General features: G+C 74.0%; 12 protein-coding genes. 11 read left to right on the top strand and 1 reads right to left on the bottom strand.

From position 1 onward, the window contains the following. Positions 1-101: 101 nt before the first annotated feature. Positions 102-521: a PIN domain-containing protein gene (locus DVA86_RS24175; RefSeq protein ID WP_208881394.1), complete on the bottom strand. Its 420-nt coding sequence runs from the start codon at positions 519-521 to the stop codon at positions 102-104. Positions 522-781: 260 nt separating this feature from the next. On the opposite strand from DVA86_RS24175, the gene mfd reads away from it, so the two are divergent. The 11 genes from mfd to DVA86_RS24120 all read left to right on the top strand — a co-directional run bounded on the left by mfd (position 782) and on the right by DVA86_RS24120 (position 17,168). Next, entirely contained in the window at positions 782-4,426 is a 3,645-nt protein-coding gene (mfd, locus tag DVA86_RS24170) for a transcription-repair coupling factor (RefSeq protein WP_208881393.1), read from the top strand. 106 nt (positions 4,427-4,532) lie between these two features. Then, positions 4,533-5,273 carry an HNH endonuclease family protein gene (locus tag DVA86_RS24165; RefSeq protein WP_208885090.1) on the top strand — a complete coding sequence of 247 codons (741 nt, stop codon included), beginning with the start codon at positions 4,533-4,535 and terminating at the stop codon, positions 5,271-5,273. A 239-nt stretch (positions 5,274-5,512) separates the two neighbouring features. After that, the gene (locus DVA86_RS24160) at positions 5,513-6,190 is read left to right on the top strand and encodes a SurA N-terminal domain-containing protein (RefSeq protein WP_208881392.1); all 678 of its coding nucleotides are present in this window, start codon (positions 5,513-5,515) and stop codon (positions 6,188-6,190) included. Positions 6,191-6,291: 101 nt separating this feature from the next. Beyond that, the gene (locus DVA86_RS24155) at positions 6,292-7,350 is read left to right on the top strand and encodes a nucleoside triphosphate pyrophosphohydrolase (protein WP_208881390.1); all 1,059 of its coding nucleotides are present in this window, start codon (positions 6,292-6,294) and stop codon (positions 7,348-7,350) included. A 248-nt stretch (positions 7,351-7,598) separates the two neighbouring features. Further along, positions 7,599-8,873: a tetratricopeptide repeat protein gene (locus DVA86_RS24150; RefSeq protein WP_208881389.1), complete on the top strand. Its 1,275-nt coding sequence runs from the start codon at positions 7,599-7,601 to the stop codon at positions 8,871-8,873. Then, positions 8,819-11,323, top strand: coding sequence for a polysaccharide pyruvyl transferase family protein (locus DVA86_RS35485; protein ID WP_245997059.1), 2,505 nt, complete (start codon positions 8,819-8,821; stop codon positions 11,321-11,323). The genes DVA86_RS24150 and DVA86_RS35485 overlap by 55 nt, the downstream gene beginning before the upstream one ends. Before the next feature lie 140 nt (positions 11,324-11,463). Then, a complete protein-coding gene (locus DVA86_RS24140; protein ID WP_208881387.1) occupies positions 11,464-12,240 on the top strand; it encodes a lysoplasmalogenase in 777 nt (258 codons plus the stop codon). Between the two features lie 110 nt (positions 12,241-12,350). Further along, positions 12,351-13,733 (top strand): cytochrome P450 family protein, encoded by a 1,383-nt coding sequence (locus DVA86_RS24135; protein WP_208881385.1) that lies wholly within the window; start codon positions 12,351-12,353, stop codon positions 13,731-13,733. A 104-nt stretch (positions 13,734-13,837) separates the two neighbouring features. Next, a complete protein-coding gene (locus DVA86_RS35985; protein WP_208881384.1) occupies positions 13,838-14,887 on the top strand; it encodes a LysM peptidoglycan-binding domain-containing protein in 1,050 nt (349 codons plus the stop codon). Positions 14,888-15,226: 339 nt separating this feature from the next. Then, entirely contained in the window at positions 15,227-16,507 is a 1,281-nt protein-coding gene (gene eno, locus DVA86_RS24125) for a phosphopyruvate hydratase (protein WP_208881383.1), read from the top strand. A 190-nt stretch (positions 16,508-16,697) separates the two neighbouring features. After that, the gene (locus DVA86_RS24120) at positions 16,698-17,168 is read left to right on the top strand and encodes an FtsB family cell division protein (protein WP_208881381.1); all 471 of its coding nucleotides are present in this window, start codon (positions 16,698-16,700) and stop codon (positions 17,166-17,168) included. The last annotated feature ends 94 nt before the right edge of the window (positions 17,169-17,262 follow it).

Here is a 17,262-nt window from a genome sequence, read left to right as displayed (position 1 = left end):
AACAGCCGTCAGCGGCGCGGCGCGTGCGGCGAAGGTACGACGGGGCGGGCCGCCCGGCACTTTCGTACGGGCCGCCTGGCGGGCCGCTGCGTACGGTCCCGTCAGCGCGTCCCGAAGAACCCGGCCAGGCCGTCGGGAAGTTCGCCGAAGTCATCGGCGATGCCCACCTGGCCGCGGAGCGACCCGCGTTCCGTCCGCCGCACCGCCGGCCGGTGCGGCGCCGCCTCGGCGGCGGGTTCACCCGCTTCGCCCGCAGCGCGGTGCCGGGCGCCGGTCCCTGGCCGCGGTGCCGGGCGCCGGGCGCCGGTGCCGTGGCGCTCAGGCTCGGTCACGGTCGTCGCCGGCGTGCGGGTCGTCGTCGGGCAGGAGGCGGAAGGCGTCGTGGGGCGTGAGTGGCCGGATCGTGTGCGGAAGTGCCGCCGGTCGATCGTGAAAAGCGTGTCCGTGCGGAATTCCATGGCCAGCACCGCGTTCATCGCGTCCGTAAGTCCGATGTCCAGCTCGACGTACCGTTGCATCACGGCACGGGCGTACGGCCTTGTCACTGTCCGTGTACGGGTGCGCATCACCGCTATCGGCGTGCCGTTCTTGGTGATCACGAGGATTCGCCCTGTTCGACGCGGGCGAGGATGTGGGCGGCCCGCCCCGGGGCTCCCGGTCCCGCGGCCGATGTCCGCGGGCCGTCGTACGCTGGAGACCCCGGCCCGCTCGCGCGTCGGGTTCTTCGTGTTGCCCCCGCGTGCTGCCCAGTCACGCCCTGCCACCTCGGACGGAAGCCTCCATGAGCCTGCACGGTCTGCTCGATGCCGTCGTACGCGACCCTGCCCTGGACGAGGCCGTCAAGGCCGCCGCCGACGGCCACCGGCCCCATCTCGACCTCATCGGGCCGCCCGCCGCCCGCCCCTTCGTGATCTCCGCGCTGGCGCGCGGCGCGCGGCGGCCCGTGCTCGCGGTGACCGCGACCGGGCGGGAGGCCGAGGACCTGGCGGACGCGCTGCGTTCGCTGATGCCCGCGGGCCAGGAGGACGCGGTCGTGGAGTTCCCGTCCTGGGAGACGCTGCCGCACGAGCGCCTCAGCCCGCGCAGCGACACCGTCGGCCGCCGCCTCGCCGTGCTGCGCCGGCTGGCGCACCCGGACCCGCGCGACCCGGCGACGGGCCCGGTGAGCGTGGTCGTGGCGCCCGTACGGTCCGTGCTGCAGCCGCAGGTCAAGGGGCTCGGCGACCTGGTGCCCGTGGCGCTGCGGCAGGGCGAGAGCCACGATCTGGAGGAGATCGTGGACGGGCTGGCGGCGGCCGCGTACGCGCGGGTGGAGCTGGTCGAGAAGCGCGGCGAGTTCGCGGTGCGCGGCGGCATCCTCGACGTGTTCCCGCCGACGGAGGAGCACCCGCTGCGGGTGGAGTTCTGGGGCGACGACATCGAGGAGATCCGGTACTTCAAGGTGGCGGACCAGCGTTCGCTGGAGGTCGCCGAGCACGGCCTGTGGGCGCCGCCGTGCCGCGAGCTGCTGCTGACGGAGGACGTACGGGAGCGTGCCGCCGCGCTCGCCGAGAGCCACCCCGAGCTGGACGAGCTGCTGGGGAAGATCAGCGAGGGCATCGCCGTCGAGGGCATGGAGTCGCTGGCGCCCGTCCTCGTGGACGAGATGGAGCTGCTGCTGGACGTGCTCCCGGCGGGCAGCATGGCCGTGGTGTCCGACCCGGAGCGGGTGCGTACGCGCGCGGCTGACCTGGTCGCGACGAGCCAGGAGTTCCTGGAGGCGTCCTGGGCGGCTGCCGCGATGGCCAGCACGGACGAAGTCCGTCCCGGCAAGGGTGGTGGTGGGCGACGGGTGGGCGGGGGCGACGCGCCGATCGACGTGGGCGCGGCCTCGCTGTGGGGCATCGCGGACGTCCGGGAGCGGGCGCGCGAGCTGGGCATGCTGTGGTGGTCGGTGAGCCCGTTCGGCACGGACACCGCGACCGGTGAGCTGGCCGTCGAGGGGGCGGGCGCCGACGAGGTCGCCGGCCTGGACGACGCGCTGCAGCTCGGCATGCGCGCCCCCGAGTCGTACCGCGGCGACACCGCCCGCGCCCTCGCCGACACCAAGGGCTGGCTGTCCGACGGCTGGCGCTGCGTGTACGTCACCGAGGGCCACGGCACCGGCGCCCGCATGGTCGAGGTGCTCGGCGGCGAGGGCATCGCCGCCCGGCTGGACGCCGACCTGGAGCAGCTCAGCCCGTCCGTGGTGCAGGTGGCGTGCGGCTCGCTCGACAACGGCTTCATCGACGCCTCCCTCCGGCTCGCCGTCCTCACCGAGACCGACCTGTCCGGGCAGAAGGCCGCCGGCAAGGAGCTGGGCCGGATGCCCGCCCGGCGGCGCAAGACCATCGACCCGCTCACGCTCCAGCCGGGCGACTTCATCGTGCACGAGCAGCACGGCGTCGGGCGGTACGTGGAGATGGTGCAGCGCACCGTGCAGGGCGCCACCCGCGAGTATCTGCTGGTGGAGTACGCGCCGGCGAAGCGCGGCCAGCCCGGCGACCGGCTGTTCGTGCCCACGGACCAGCTGGAGCAGATCACCAAGTACGTCGGCGGCGAGCAGCCGTCGCTGCACCGGCTCGGCGGCGCGGACTGGACGAAGACGAAGGCGCGGGCGAAGAAGGCCGTCAAGGAGATCGCGGCGGACCTGATCAAGCTGTATTCGGCGCGGATGGCGGCCCCCGGGCACGCCTTCGGCCTGGACACGCCGTGGCAGCGGGAGCTGGAGGACGCGTTCCCGTACGCCGAGACGCCGGACCAGCTGACGACGATCAGCGAGGTCAAGGAGGACATGGAGAAGTCGGTCCCGATGGACCGGCTGGTCTGCGGCGACGTCGGCTACGGAAAGACGGAGATCGCCGTGCGCGCCGCGTTCAAGGCGGTGCAGGACGGCAAGCAGGTCGCGGTGCTGGTGCCGACGACGCTGCTGGTGCAGCAGCACTTCGCGACGTTCACGGAGCGGTACGGCCAGTTCCCCGTACGGGTCAGGGCGCTGTCCCGGTTCCAGTCCGACACGGAGACGAAGGCCGTCATCGACGGGCTGCGGGACGGCTCGGTGGACATCGTCATCGGCACCCACCGGTTGTTCTCGGCGGACACGAAGTTCAAGGAGCTGGGTCTCGTCATCGTCGACGAGGAGCAGCGCTTCGGCGTCGAGCACAAGGAGCAGCTGAAGAAGCTGCGGGCGAACGTGGACGTGCTCACCATGTCGGCCACGCCCATCCCGCGCACCCTGGAGATGGCCGTCACCGGCATCCGCGAGATGTCCACGATCACCACGCCGCCGGAGGAGCGGCACCCGGTGCTGACGTTCGTCGGGCCGTACGAGGAGCGGCAGATCGGCGCCGCCGTCCGGCGCGAACTGCTCCGCGAGGGCCAGGTGTTCTACATCCACAACCGCGTCGACTCCATCGAGCGCGCCGCCGCGCGGCTCCGCCAGGCCGTGCCCGAGGCCCGTATCGCCACGGCGCACGGCCAGATGTCGGAGTCCGCGCTGGAGCAGGTGGTGGTGGACTTCTGGGAGAAGCGGTTCGACGTGCTCGTCTCCACGACGATCGTCGAGAACGGCATCGACATCTCGAACGCGAACACGCTGATCGTCGAGCGCGGCGACAACTTCGGCCTGTCGCAGCTGCACCAGCTGCGCGGCCGGGTCGGCCGCGGCCGCGACCGCGGGTACGCGTACTTCCTCTATCCGCCGGAGAAGCCCCTCACCGAGACCGCGCACGAGCGGCTGGCGACGATCGCGCAGCACACCGAGATGGGCGCGGGCATGTACGTCGCGATGAAGGACCTGGAGATCCGCGGCGCGGGCAACCTGCTGGGCGGCGAGCAGTCCGGGCACATCGCGGGCGTCGGCTTCGACCTGTACGTACGGATGGTCGGCGAGGCCGTCGCCGACTACCGCGCCGCGCTGGAGACCGGCGGCGAGGCGGCGGAGGAGCCGCCGCTCGAGGTCAAGATCGAGCTGCCCGTCGACGCGCACGTCCCGCACGACTACGCCCCCGGCGAGCGGCTGCGCCTCCAGGCGTACCGCTCGATCGCCGCCGCCAACTCGGAGGAGGACATCGCGGCCGTACGGGAGGAGCTGGCCGACCGGTACGGCCCGCTGCCCGAGCCGGTGGAGAACCTGCTGCTGGTCGCCGGGCTGCGGATGCTCGCCCGGTCCGTCGGCGTCTCGGACATCACGCTGCAGGGCAACAACGTGCGGTTCAGCCCCGTCGAGCTGCGCGAGTCGCAGGAGTTGCGGCTGAAGCGGCTGTATCCGCGGTCGGTGATCAAGCAGTCCGCGGGCCAGGTGCTGGTGCCCCGCCCGAAGCCGTCCGCCATCGGCGGCAAGCCGGTGGTGGGCCGCGAACTGCTGGCCTGGGTCGGCGAGTTCCTCACCACGGTGCCGGGGGCGTAGGGCGGCGCAGGGGGCGTAACCGTAACGGGTGACGCGCGGGGGATATTGACCACTTGTCAGGAGGGCCCCGTGTACGGTCCGCTGGATGCGGTGGTCGTGGCGGCGGATGAGCGGGGGCGGGCCGGTGGCGGTCGGGGCGCGGTACGGGTACGGGCGCGGGCACGCCGCGGCGGCGCTGGCGGTGGCCGCGGTCCTGCTGAGCGGCGGCTGCGGCGAGGGCACCGGGAAGGGCGCCGCGGACACGGCGGACCCGGAGCCGCCCGCCGGTTCCTCCGCACCGGCGACTTCCGCGCCGCAGTCCCCCGGCGCGGGTCCGGGCGACGCGGGCAAGCTGCTCGACGGGCTGACGGTCCGTAAGCCCGGCAGCATGGACGGGTACTCGCGGGACCGCTTCCCGCACTGGTCCGAGCAGCAGGGGAACTGCGACACCCGCGAGGCCGTGCTGAAGCGGGACGGCGAGGACGTCCGTACGGACCGCTCCTGCAAGGCCGTCTCCGGCAGCTGGCGCAGCCCGTACGACGGCGAGACCTGGACCGAGGCGTCCGACGTGGACATCGACCACATGGTGCCGCTGGCCGAGGCGTGGCGCAGCGGCGCCCGTACGTGGAGCGACGACCGCCGCGAGGCGCTCGCCAACGACATGGACCGGCCGCAGCTGCTGGCCGTCACCGACAACGTGAACCAGTCGAAGGGCGACAGCCCGCCGGACGACTGGAAGCCGGAGCTGAAGAGTTACTGGTGCACGTACGCCCAGAACTGGGTCGCGGTGAAGCACCACTACGAGCTGTCGGTCACCACGGAGGAGAAGTCGGCGCTGCGCGAGATGCTGGGCCGCTGCGAGCGGTGAGCTGTATGAGGTGAGCTGTATGAGGTGAGCTGTATGCGGTGAGCGGTGAGCGGTCAGCGTCCGGGGCCGTCCTCACCGGCCGCCGGGCCCGGGGACGAAAGCGGTGAAAGCGGTGAAACCCCCGCCCCCGGCCATCCGCGCACCCCGAACCGGTGGTCACAGCCCGCCGCACTGCCTAACATCGATCATCGACAGGTTGTGAAACCGCGCACAACCCTCGCCGCCGCCCGGGAGGCCCCATGCACCGCCGTAGGTCCGCGCTCACCGTCAGCACTGCCGCCGTACTCGCCGTCGTGGCCCCGCTGCTCACCGGCTGCGGCAGCGACGCGCGCCCGGGTGCCGCGGCCGTCGTGGACGGGGACCGGATCACCATGGCGCAGCTCCAGTCGCGGGTCGGCGCGGTGCGGGACGCGCAGAACGCGGAGCCGCAGGGCGAGCAGCTGGTGCAGCGCAGCGGCCAGCTCACCCGCGCCACGCTGGACAGCATGATCCGCGAGCGCGTCGTACGGGAGGCCGCGGACGAGGCCGGGGTGTCCGTCTCGCGGCGCGAGATCCAGCGGATGCGCGACCAGCTGGAGAAGGGGGCGGGCGGCGCCAAGCAGTTCGAGGCGGCGCTGCTGCAGCAGCAGGCCATCGCGCCGTCGGAGATCGACGAACGGGTGTGGCTGGAGCTGGCCGTACGCAAGATCGCCGGGGCCTCGGGCATCGACCTGCAGACCCCGGAGGGGAACGAGGCGCTGACCGCCAAGTTCGCCGAGACCGCCAAGAAGATGAAGATCGACGTGAACCCGCGCTACGGCAAGTGGAGCACCCGCCAGGCGGCCCTGGCCGCGGCGAAGGACCCGTGGCTGAACGACCTCTCGGGCAAGGAAGCGGAGCGCGAGCAGCAGCAGGCGCAGCAGCCGCAGGGCACCTGAGGCGCACGGAGAGCGGGCGCGGAGGGCGGGCCGGGAGCGGCCAGAGAGCTGGCCGGGAGCGGGCGCGGAGGGCGTACGCCGGGGTGCGTTAGTTTCGTACGGTGCCGCACACACCCGAGAACCCCGCCGGCGGGCCCCGCCGCCCCCGCATCGTCCTGCTGACCACCAGCCACCGGGTCGCCCCCGGCCTGCTGTCGTGGCCCGCCTGGCAGGCGCTGCGCACCGCCGGCCGCGTCGTCTGCGCGGACCCCGGCCACCCGCAGCTCCCGTACGTACGGGAGGCCGGCGTCGAGGTGGAGCTGGCCGCGCCGAGCGCACGCGAACTCGTCGACGCCTGCCTCGCCGACGGCGCCACGGCCGTGGTCATCGCGGCCGCCGAGGGCGAGCCCCGGCTCACCGACGGGCTGGCGCGGCTGGCCGGCACCGGCCGCGAGGAGATGCCGGAACTGGAGCTGCTGCCCGGCTCGTACGACCTGCCCGGCGCGCGCCTCCTCGACCTCGTCCAGGTCATGGACCGGATCCGCACCGACTGCCCGTGGAGCGGGCTGCGGACGAACGAGGACCTCGTGAAGTACGGCATCGAGGAGGCGTACGAGCTCGTCGAGGCCATCGAGTCGGGCGACCGCGAGGCGCTGCGCGAGGAACTGGGCGACGTGCTGCTCCAGGTCGTCTTCCACGCGCGCATCGCGCAGGACGACCCGGACGAGCCCTTCTCCGTCGACGACGTGGCCGCGGTGATCGTCGAGAAGCTGATCCGCCGCCACCCGCACGTGTTCGGCGACGAGTCCGCGGAGACCCCCGAGGACGTCAAGGCGCACTGGCTGCGTACGAAGGCGGAGGAGAAGCGCCGCGACTCCGTGACCGAGGGCATCCCGCTGGACCAGCCCGCGCTGGCGCTGGCGGCGAAGCTGGCGGGCCGCGCCCGTACGGCCGGGCTCGGCGTGCCGCTCCCGGCGGGCGAGGGGCCCGGCTACGAGCTGCTCGCCCTCGCCGCACGCGCCGAGGAGGCGGGCACCGACCCGGAGACGGCGCTGCGGGCGGCGGCCCGTACGTACCGGGACGCGATCCGCGCGGCGGAGGCGGAGGCGCGTACGGGCGGGCCTGCGGACGGCCGTACGGACGAGGACGGGCCTGCGGACGAGGACGGCGCGGAGGCGTGACGCGCGACGCGTGACGCGCGACGCGTGACGCGCGACGCGCGGTGCGCGACGCGCGGTGCGCGGTGCGCGGCGCCCGGGGAGGCGTGACGCCCAGCCCTGGCAGGCCCGTACGGCTGCGCACCCGGTCAGCGGCCGGTGGCAGCCGTGCGCTTCCCGCACTGTTCACCCGCTGTCCGCCGGAGGGACACGCACGGCGTGCGGTCATGGGGCAGAGTTCGGCACTCTGTTCGGCCGATTGTGGAGATCCGATGGGTACGTTGTGGACGCGGTCGCGCGACCCCATGACCGCGTGCGCGGAGACCTGCGCGGACTATCTCGCCGCGCTCGACGGCCCGCCCGACGCCGGGCGGCTGCGCCTCGCCGCGTCCCTCGGCGCCCTGCTCGGCACCCGCGGCTTCGACGCGCTGCTGCACGCCGGCGCCGCCGCCCTGGACGCCGCCGAACCGGGCGGCGGCGCCCCCGGCGCGAGCGGCGAGAGCGAGGCGCGGCTGGCGCTGCGACTCGCCGACACGGCGCTCGAGATCCGCCGCAAGTCCAAGGGCGCCTGGCGCCTGCGCGCCCGCGCACTGGAGACGCTGGAGCGCCCTTCCGAGGCCATCGAGGCGTACGAGCGCTACCTCGAACTGTCGGAGGGCGGCCCGGCGGCGTACGAAGTCGCCCTGCACCTCGCCACGTTGAAGGAGCGGCGCGCCTGCCTGGCCCAGGCACTCGAACCGGGCGCGGACGGCGGCGGCACGGACGGCTGCCCGTACGCGCGCGCCTTCGCGGAGGCCGTACACGGCGAGCGGCCCGAGGCGGAGACCCGCCGCGCGTTCACCGCCCACGTGGGCGCCCGGATGCGGGAGCGCGGCGCGGCCGACCCGGACGTACGGCGGCTGACGGCGCTCTACGCGACGTACTGCCGGCTGGCCGCCCAGCCCCGCATCACCGACCCGCTGCTGGGCGACTGCGAACCGCTCGGCATCGGCGAACTCCGCGGCCTCGTCGAGGGCCGCCGCGTCTGCCTCGTGTCCAACGCCGGGGAGCTCGCGACGGGTCCGGACGCGCGGGGCGCGGAGATCGACGCGTACGACCTGGTGGTGCGCTGCGACGCGTACCGCGCCGGAACACCGGGCGGCGGCGCCCGTACGGACGTGCACGCCGTCTCGCCCGCCCCGTCCGCCCGGCGCGCGCAGCTGCGGCACGCACGCTGGTACGAGCCGGTGCGGGCGCGGATCGTGTTCGCGGAGTCGGGGGACGACTGGCAGCGCGCGGTGCGCGAACTGGTGCCGGGCGCACAGCGGTACGCAGGCGACGTGGCGCTGCGCCGGCCGCTCGCGGACCCCGCGCTGATCGGCGAGGGGGGCTGGGGCGGGCGGCCGTCCACGGCGTTCACGGTGCTGCGGCTGCTGGACTTCCTGGACGTGAGCTCCGCCATCGACCTGTTCGGCTACGAGCTGCCGGGGCAGCTCCGCAGGGAGGAGAGGGAATGGGTCACGGCACACGCGAAGGGGAGCGGCGAGATACGGATGTCGCTGCGGTGACGGCGGGTGCCGCTGCGGGTTCCGTCAGGGGTGCCGCTGCGGGTGCCGCGGTCACGGCGAGGCCGGTCACGGCGGGCTCGGCCACGGGCACAGGCGGCCGTACGCGCGGCACCGGCAAGCGCCGTATCGCCTTCGCCTGCCACGTCGGCGGCGAGGAACGGCTGCCCGGCCTGCTCACGCTCCTGCGCAGCCTCGCCCTCAGCAACCCGCACCTGTGCGAGGACTTCCTCCTCCTGCACGACGGCCTCCCCGACGCCGCGCTCGACGCGGCCCGCCGCCTGCACCCCCTCGTCGTACCGCGCCGCGCCGCCTCCCGCCGCGAACTGCTCACCCCGCCCCGGCCGTCGGCGGGGGAGGGGGACGGCGGCGCCGGGTACGACACGGTCATCGCGCTCACCACCGGCATGGTCGTCCTCGGCGACATCGGCGGACTGCTCCGCCTGCGGCACGGCACGGCCGCCGTACCGCAGCTGCTCGGCGGCACGGAGCGGACCGTACTGGACGACGGCCTGTACGTCCTCCAGCGCGACGCCGCCGACACGGACGCCGCCCTTCCGGAAGCCGCCGACGCGGACGGGCGCAACGGGCACGACGGGTACATACGCCTCGACGCGCGCTACGACTTCCTCGCCCGCCGGCTGTACGACGACGCACCCGTGCCGGAGCAGGCGGTGATACTCAACTTCGGCGAACAGCCGCCGGACCGGCCCGGCTACGGGCCCGCCGAACTCGCCTGGCGCCGCCACGACCTGACCGACGACGCCTTCCGGCGCGCCTACTGCGCCCTGCCCGCCCCCAAGCACCCCGACTACTTCGCGCACTGCGCCCGCCCGCTGCTCGCCGGCGGTTCGCAGCCGTCCGTGAACCTCGCCCGCGAACTCGCCGCCGTCCACCTCGAACAGGGCCGCTACGAGGAGGCCGTCGAGGTGCTGTCGGCGGTGCTGGACCGGGCGCAGCCCGACCAGCCCCGCTTCCACGAGACGGCGGGCACCGCGCTGATGGCGGTGTCGCGCTACGACGAGGCCGAGTCGCACCTGCTGCTGGCGACGGCGGCACCGCATGTCGCGGCCAGCGCGTTCGGGCAGTTGGCGCGGCTGGCGTGGCTGCGCCGTGACGACGAGGCGGCGCGCGCGTACGCCCGCGAAGGGCTCGACTCGGAGCCCACGCACCGGGGTTGCCGGACGCTGCACGGTCCGCGGGAGACGGTCCCGCCGCGGGCCGTACCGCAGTCGATCGTCCAGAAAGAGACGATCCCCGAGCGGACCGTCTCCCCGCTGCCCGCTTCCTCCCGGACCGGCCCCGCCGCCGCTCCGGCAGGCGCCTCCGACCGGCCCGCCATCCCCGGGCAGCGCCGCCACCAGCCCGCCCCGGCCGGGCAGTTCGCGCACGTCGCCCTCTTCTCCACCGGCAAGGAGAACGCGGGCGACAAGGTGCTCCCCGAGGCCGTACGGATGTGCCTGGACGCCGACACCGGCCCGGACCGCTGGCACCCCGTCCCCGTGCACCGCCTCTTCGGCGAGCACGCCCTGGAGCAGGTGAACGCCCGCCGCGGCCTGGTCATCGGCGGCGGCGGACTGTTCCTGCCGGACACCTGGCCCAACGGCAACAGCGCCTGGCAGTGGAACGTCCCGGACGAGATGATCTCCCGCATCACCGTCCCGCTCGCCGTCTTCGCCGTCGGCTACAACGCCTTCGACGGCCAGGACTACGGCCGCCGCCGCTTTGCCGAGAGCCTCCGCGCACTCGTGGAACAGTCGTCGTTCTTCGGGCTCCGCAACCACGGTTCGGTGGAGCGCGTACGCGACCTGCTGCCCGCCGGACTGCGCGACCGGGTGCGCTGGCAGCCCTGCCCCACCACCGTCACCCGCCATCTGGTCCCCGGCTGGACCGACCCCGCCGAACGCGCCGACACCGCCCTGATCAACTGCGCCTACGACCGCGCGGGCCTCCGTTTCGGCCACGACTACGGCCACTTCCTCGCCGAGATGGCCACCGCCGTACGCGCCCTGCGCTCCCGCGTGGAGGTGCGGTACGCCGCGCACACGCCCGCCGACGAGCGCTTCGTGTACGACCTGCGCCGCGAGCACGGGCTCACGCTCCCCGTCGACCCGCTCTACGACTTCACCAACGACGCCATCCGCGCCCACTACGCCCGCACCCGCCTGGTGATCGGGATGCGCGGCCACGCGACCATGATCCCGTTCGGCTCCGGCACTCCCGCCCTCAGCCTGATATCCCACCCCAAACTCGCCTACTTCCTCAGCGACATCGGCCGCACGGAGTGGGGAGTCTCCGTACACGAACGGGAGTTGGGCGCCGTGCTCACCGAGCGCGCCACCGCCCTGCTGGACGCGCACACCGCCGCCGTGGAGGACGTACACGCCCGGCAGCGCGAGCTGTGGCGTACGACATCCGGGAACCTCCGCGAACTCGCCCGCACCTTCGCCTGATCCGCCCGCCTCGACCCGCTGTCCGTCCGCCGTCCGCCCGCCGCCGACCCGCTGTCCGTCCGCCGTCCGTTCGTTTCACGGCGGCAGGGCGCACGGAGCCCTCTTGACCTCGCGTGACGCCCCTGGTCATGCTGCCCGGCATGGCAATGGCGATCACCGGGCGCGGCGCGCGCTCCCTGCTGAGGTCCGCGGCGTGCGGGCTGGTCCGTCCGGACGGCCACGGACGAGGGGCGCTGGCCGCGTACGGCGCGCTCTCCGCCGTCGATCTGCTGGCCACGGCCCGTGCCCCGCGCGGGCCGCGCAGGGCCGCCAAGCCGCTGCTGATGCCCGCGCTCGCCGCGCACGTGCTGCGCCGCCGCGCCTCCTCCTCGGCGCCGCTGCCGAAGCGGCTGACCGCCGGGCTGGCGTTCGCCGCCGCCGGTGACACGGCGCTGCTGTTCGACGACCACGAGCCCGCGTTCCTGCTCGGCATGGCCGCCTTCCTGGGCACGCAGGTCTGCTACGCGGCGGGCCTCGCCGGACTGCCGGGCACCGCGAACGAGCGGCGCACGTCCGGCGCGCGCCGCGGCGCCCGTACGCGCGGGGGCGCCGCGTTGGGCTGCCTCGCCGCCTGGGCCGCGGCCAACGCCGCCCTCGCCCCCACGCTCGACCCGCAGCTGCGGCTGCCGGTGGCCGGCTACAGCCTGGCGCTCGCCGCGATGGGCGCCGCGGCGTTCGGCGTCGGCGGCAGGGTGGCCGCGGGCGCGGGCGCGTTCCTCGCCTCGGACCTGCTGATCGGCCTCCAGGCGGCGGGACACGAGATGCCCTCGCAGGAGGTGCTGATCATGGCGGGCTACATGCTGGGCCAGTACCTGCTCGTCACCGGCTGGCTGGACATCCTGGAGGGCTCACCGGCCACGCCGGCCGGCACCCCGTAGCGCCCCGGCCGGCGCCGCACGTGGCCCCTGCGCGGCCCGCGCCCCCGCCCGTACGGCCTCCCGCACGCGGCCCGTACGGGCCCCTGCCCGCCGCCGGATACGGTCGGGGCGTGCACGACGACACCCCCGCCCCCGTACCGCGCCGCGCGCCGGACCAGCCGCCCGCACCGCCCGCATCGTCCACGCCGACCGCATCGCCCGCACCGACGACGCAGCCCGCGCCGCCGCCCGTGCCGGAGCTGTTCGGCTGGGAGTCCGCGGCCGACCCGTACCCGGCGTACGCCTGGCTGCGCGAGCACTCGCCCGTACACCGCACCCAACTGCCCAGCGGGGTCGAGGCGTGGCTGGTCACCCGCTACGCCGACGCCCGCCAGGCGCTCGCGGAGCAGCGGCTGAGCAAGGACCCGGGGCACCACAGCGAGGGCGGCGCGCACGGCAAGGGGAAGGTCGGCATCCCGGGGGAGCGCAGCGCGAACCTGATGACGCACCTCCTGAACATCGACCCGCCGGACCACACCCGGCTGCGGCGGCTGGTGTCGAAGGCGTTCACGCCGCGCCGGGTGGCGGAGTTCGAGCCGCGCGTACGGGAGCTGGCGGACCAGTTGATCGACGCCATCGTCGAGCGGCAGCAGGACCAGGCGGGCCCGGCCGCGGCGGGCGGCGGGCGGACGTACGAGGCCGACCTGATCCACGAGTTCGCGTTCCCGCTCCCGATCTACGCGATCTGCGACATGCTCGGCGTCCCGGCAGAGGACCAGGACGACTTCCGGGACTGGGCGGGCATGATGATCCGTCACGGCGGCGGCCCGCGCGGAGGCGTCGGCCGCGCCGTGAAGAAGATGCGCGGCTACCTCGCCGAACTCATCCACCGCAAGCGCCTCGACCCCGGTGACGACCTGATCTCCGGCCTGATCCGCGCCTCCGACCACGGCGAACACCTCAGCGAGAACGAGGCCGCCGCGATGGCGTTCATCCTCCTCTTCGCCGGCTTCGAGACGACCGTCAACCTCATCGGCAACGGCACGTACGCGCTGCTCCGCCACCCCGAGCAGCGCACGCGGCTGCACGAAGCGGCCGTACGCGGCGACGACGGCCTGCTGGCCACTGCCGTCGAGGAGTTGCTGCGCTACGACGGGCCGGTGGAGCTGGCGACGTGGCGGTTCGCGACGGAGCCGCTGGAGCTCGGCGGGCAGCGGATCGCGGCGGGCGATCCCGTACTGGTGGTGCTGGCGTCGGCGGACCGCGATCCGGCCAAGTTCGACCACCCGGACGTACTTGACCTGGGCCGCCGCGACAACCAGCACCTGGGCTACGGGCACGGCATCCACTACTGCCTGGGCGCCCCGCTCGCCCGGCTCGAGGGCCAGATCGCCCTGGGTACGCTCTTCCGCCGGCTGCCCGGTCTGCAACTCGCGGCCGCTCCGGAAGACTTGCGCTGGCGTGGTGGCCTGATCATGCGTGGATTGCGCACTTTGCCCGTGACCTTCACGTGATCCACGCGACATTCACTTGTGACGGCAGGGGCTCGACGCTACGTTCGACCACCGATCCAGACGCACGATCCGACTGGCTCCAGATGTTGAACGAGAGGCACCACATGCGCTCCGGTAACGGCCGTCACCGACGCCCCCGCCAGGCCCCCGCGTTCTTCGTAGCGGCCGGGGTGACGGGCGCGGGCATCGCCATCCCGCTGCTGGGCGCGGGCAGCGCGCAGGCCGCCGACGCCGCGACCTGGGACCGCGTCGCCGAGTGCGAGAGCGGCGGCCTGTGGAGCTCCAACGGGGGCAACGGCTATTACGGCGGGCTCCAGTTGACGCAGGACACGTGGGAGCAGTACGGCGGTACGGACTTCGCCGAGCGCCCCGACCTGGCCAGCCGCGGTCAGCAGATCGCCGTCGCCGAGAAGATCCTCGCGGACCAGGGACCGCGGGCCTGGCCGAGCTGCGCCGTGCAGGGCGGGCTGACCGAGGGGGCGACGGAGTCGCCGGACACCGACCCGGAACCGTCGGACGACCCGACGTACGAGCCGCCGTCCTCGTCCGAACCCACGCCCACGCCGACGCCGACGCCCGGCACGTCCACCGGCCCGGGCGGCGAGCCGACGCAGCCGAGCGAACCCAGCACCGAACCGACGCGGCCCGGCGAGCCGAGCGACGGCCCGACGCCCACACCCACCCCGACCCCCAGCACGCCGGAGTCGGGGGAGCCCGGCACGGAGTCGCCGTCCCCGACGCCGACTTCGCCCTCGCCCTCCGCGCCGGAGCCGGAGGAGCCCGGCACGGACTCGCCGTCCCCGACACCGACTTCACCCTCGACCGGCTACCCGGGCCACCCCGGTGAGCCCGACGGCTCGGACGGCTCGGACGGATCCGGCGATTCGGAGCAGCCCGGCGACGGCGAGGGCACCGGTCGGCACCGAGGCGAGCCCGACGAGCGGGAGGGCCGCGGCCCCGGCCACCCGTCGCGCGGCGGCCACGACAAGGGCGGCCAGGACGGCGACTACCGCGTGCAGCGCGGCGACTCGCTCTCCGCCATCGCCGCCGAGCACGATGTCGAGGGCGGCTGGCCCGCGCTGTACGAGGACAACCGCGAGGCCGTCGGCTCCGACCCGGACCTGATCATCCCGGGCCAGCGCCTCCGCCTCTGACTCCCGGCCTGTGACTCCCGGCCTGTGACCCCCGGGCCTGTGACCCCCGACCCCCGGCCCGTACCCCTCCGGCCCGTGACCCGTTGCCGGTGACCCGCCCCCGGGCCGCCGCGCCCGGTCCCGTACGCCCCGGTTCCGTGCACCCTCCGCTGCGGAACCGTCCGCGACCGGACGGTCCGCCACGGGATGAACAGCAGGCCAACCGTCCGTAAGAAGAACGTTCCGTTACGGATCAGATCCGTAACGGAGCGTTTTCTTTACCAGCGGAACAAACGCTTCGGAGCGGGAGCCGGTTAGGCTGCGGGGGCACAGGCCAGACACACCACGAAGGAGACCCTCGTGCCGTCCATCGACGTCGTCGTAGCCCGCGAGATCCTCGACTCGCGAGGCAACCCCACGGTCGAGGTCGAGGTCGGCCTCGACGACGGCAGCACCGGTCGTGCTGCCGTGCCGTCCGGAGCTTCGACCGGTGCCTTCGAGGCACTCGAACTCCGCGACGGTGACTCGGGCCGCTACGGCGGCAAGGGCGTCGAGAAGGCCGTCCTCGCCGTCATCGAGCAGATCGGTCCGGAGCTCGTCGGCTACGACGCCACCGAGCAGCGCCTCATCGACCAGGCGATGTTCGATCTGGATGCCACCGCCGACAAGTCCTCCCTGGGTGCGAACGCCATCCTCGGCGTGTCCCTCGCCGTCGCGCACGCCGCCTCCGAGGCGTCCGACCTCCCCCTCTTCCGCTACCTCGGCGGCCCGAACGCGCACCAGCTGCCGGTCCCGATGATGAACATCCTGAACGGCGGGTCGCACGCCGACTCCAACGTGGACATCCAGGAGTTCATGATCGCGCCGGTCGGCGCCGAGTCGTTCTCCGAGGCCGTCCGCTGGGGCGCCGAGGTCTACCACGCGCTCAAGGGCGTGCTGAAGGAGCGCGGTCTCGCCACCGGCCTCGGCGACGAGGGCGGCTTCGCGCCGAACCTCGGCTCCAACCGCGAGGCCCTGGACCTGATCCTGGAGGCCGTCGAGAAGGCGGGCTACACCCCGGGCCAGGACATCGCGCTGGCCCTCGACGTCGCCGCCTCCGAGTTCTACAAGGAGGGCGCGTACGTCTTCGAGGGCAAGAACCGGTCCGCCGACGAGATGACCGCGTACTACGAGGAGCTCGTCGACGCGTACCCGCTCGTCTCGATCGAGGACCCGCTCTTCGAGGACGACTGGGCCGGCTGGTCCGGGCTCACCGCGAAGCTCGGCGACAAGGTGCAGCTCGTGGGCGACGACCTGTTCGTCACCAACCCCGAGCGCCTCTCCCGCGGCATCGACGAGAAGGCCGCCAACGCCCTGCTGGTGAAGGTCAACCAGATCGGTTCGCTGACCGAGACCCTGGACGCCGTCGAGCTGGCGCAGCGCAGCGGCTTCAAGTGCATGATGTCGCACCGTTCCGGCGAGACCGAGGACGTCACCATCGCCGACCTCGCCGTCGCCACCAACTGCGGCCAGATCAAGGCGGGCGCCCCGGCCCGTTCGGAGCGCGTCGCGAAGTACAACCAGCTGCTGCGCATCGAGGAGATCCTGGATGACGCCGCGGTGTACGCGGGCCGTTCCGCGTTCCCGCGCTTCAAGGGCTGACCCTCCCTCAGGCCCGCTCAGGGCCGCCCCCGCGGCCGGCCCCCGGACGCTCCGAGTCCGCGCCCCGGCCCGCGCCGTCTGACCCGCGTCCCCGCCGCCGTTCCCGTACGGTGGCGGGGACGCACGTACGTACGTGGCGCACGTACGCGGCGTGCCAGGGCGCCCGGACGACAGACGACAGGGGGAGAACGTGCCCGCGGACCGGTTCTCGACCGCGACGAGGCTCAAGGCACTCGGCTCGCAGGCCGCCGAACGCGTCTACCGCGCGCAGAGCCGCCGCGTACGCACCCCGCGCCGCAGCCGCCTCACCGGCCGGGCCGCGCTGCTCGGGCTCGTCGTCTGCTCGATGGTCGTGGCGCTGGCCTACCCCACGCGGCAGTACATCTCGCAGCGCTCCGACATCGAGGACCAGCGCCGCCAGGCCGAGCAGACCAGGGAGCGCGTCCGCGAGCTGCGCGAGCAGAAGGCACGCTGGCAGGACCCCGCGTACGTGGAGCAGCAGGCCCGCCGCCATCTGCACTTCGTCCGCCCCGGCGAGACCGGCTACATCATGCGCGACGGCACCGCCGACACCCTCCGCCCCCGGGACAGCGGGGCCGCCGACCGGCCCTGGTACCGCAACCTCTGGGACGGCGTCGACCGGGCCGACCAGCGCGGCTGAGCGCGGCGCGGGCCCCGTAAGCTCTGCCGTACGGGTCGTACGGTCCGCCCGCCGCGGCCCGTTCCCCCCTTTCCTGCCCCTCCCCGAGCCGAAG

It is taken from the genome of Streptomyces armeniacus, from assembly GCF_003355155.1.
Lineage (GTDB): Bacteria > Actinomycetota > Actinomycetes > Streptomycetales > Streptomycetaceae > Streptomyces > Streptomyces armeniacus.
Note: the sequence above shows the minus strand (reverse complement) of the source record. Positions and strands in the feature narration are given on the sequence as shown.

Excerpts from the sequence above, each read along its gene's own strand:
- mfd (WP_208881393.1), top strand. The coding sequence starts at position 782 with ATGAGCCTGCACGGTCTGCTCGATGCCGTCGTACGCGACCCTGCCCTG.
- DVA86_RS24165 (WP_208885090.1), top strand. The coding sequence starts at position 4,533 with ATGAGCGGGGGCGGGCCGGTGGCGGTCGGGGCGCGGTACGGGTACGGG.
- DVA86_RS24160 (WP_208881392.1), top strand. The coding sequence starts at position 5,513 with ATGCACCGCCGTAGGTCCGCGCTCACCGTCAGCACTGCCGCCGTACTC.
- DVA86_RS24150 (WP_208881389.1), top strand. The coding sequence starts at position 7,599 with ATGGGTACGTTGTGGACGCGGTCGCGCGACCCCATGACCGCGTGCGCG.
- DVA86_RS35485 (WP_245997059.1), top strand. The coding sequence starts at position 8,819 with ATGGGTCACGGCACACGCGAAGGGGAGCGGCGAGATACGGATGTCGCT.
- DVA86_RS24140 (WP_208881387.1), top strand. The coding sequence starts at position 11,464 with ATGGCAATGGCGATCACCGGGCGCGGCGCGCGCTCCCTGCTGAGGTCC.
- DVA86_RS35985 (WP_208881384.1), top strand. The coding sequence starts at position 13,838 with ATGCGCTCCGGTAACGGCCGTCACCGACGCCCCCGCCAGGCCCCCGCG.